Origin of the sequence: Microbacterium sp. T32 (assembly GCF_001619615.1) — a bacterium.
Lineage (GTDB): Bacteria > Actinomycetota > Actinomycetes > Actinomycetales > Microbacteriaceae > Microbacterium.
Genome location: NZ_LQQP01000064.1, coordinates 1 through 969 on the forward strand (window position 1 = coordinate 1; position 969 = coordinate 969).

A 969-nucleotide genomic window follows, 5' to 3' on the forward strand; every position below is an offset into this window, starting at 1 on the left:
GCCGAGCACCCGCACGGACTGGCCCTGGCGCGCGGTCGACGCGCTCGCCGTCGGCATCCCCATCGTGGCGGCCGACACGGCCGTCCATCGCGAGGTTCTGGCCGAAGCGGCCCTCTTCGTGGGTGAGGACGGCTTCGGGGAGGCGCTTGCGCGCGCCCTCGGGCCGGACGCCGAGCGTCTCCGGGTCCTCGCCGGCGACCGGGCAAAAGGCTTCGCCTGGGAGGCTTCGGCCGACCGGGTGTGGGCGCTCCACGCGGAGTTGTAGGACCGCCCCTATGCTCGAGTCATGAGTGCGCGTGTCGGGATCGTCGTCCGCACGCATCGCCGCCCGGAATTTCTCCGTCGAGCGCTCCAGGACATCTCGGCCCAGACCTTTACGGACCGGCGTGTCGTCGTCGTGAACGACGGTGGTGATCCCGCCGACGTCGACGCTGTCGTCGCGGCCGCGCCGTTCGACGTCGAGGTCGTGCACATCGCCCCCGGCTCTGGGGGACGCTGCGTGGCTGCGAACACCGGGGTTCGCGCGTCCGGGACGGAGTTCGTCGTCCTCCACGACGATGACGACCGGTGGCATCCGGAGTTCTTGTCGCGCACGGTCGCCTGGCTCGACACGCACCCTGCCGATGCCGCTGTTTCGGTGACGACGGAGATCGTGTACGAGGAAGAACGGGACGGGCGCTGGGTCGAGGTCGGCCGGGCTCCGTTCTGGGCGGGGATGCAGCGGATCTCGCTCAGCGAGATGCTGAGCGTGAACCGTGCCGTTCCCATTTCCGTTCTCTACCGCGCCGCGGTGCACGAAGACGTCGGGTGGTACGACGAATCCCTCGACGCCGTGGAGGATTGGGACTTCTATCTGCGCATCCTCGCGCGTGCCGGATTCGGTTTCATTCCGGGCGAGCCGCTGGCCTATTGGACGCAGCGACCGGATGCCACGGGCATCGCCGCCAACAGCATGTTCGCGCTGGCCGA

General features: G+C 69.3%; 1 protein-coding gene and 1 pseudogene. Both read left to right on the forward strand.

Going from position 1 to position 969, the window contains the following annotated elements; genetic code table 11:
* Positions 1-265, forward strand: a pseudogene (locus AVW09_RS18095) (glycosyltransferase); the annotation flags it as partial.
* Positions 266-286: 21 nt separating this feature from the next.
* On the forward strand, positions 287-969 hold a 683-nt coding region (locus tag AVW09_RS15350; RefSeq protein ID WP_082823023.1), incomplete at its 3' end, for a glycosyltransferase family 2 protein.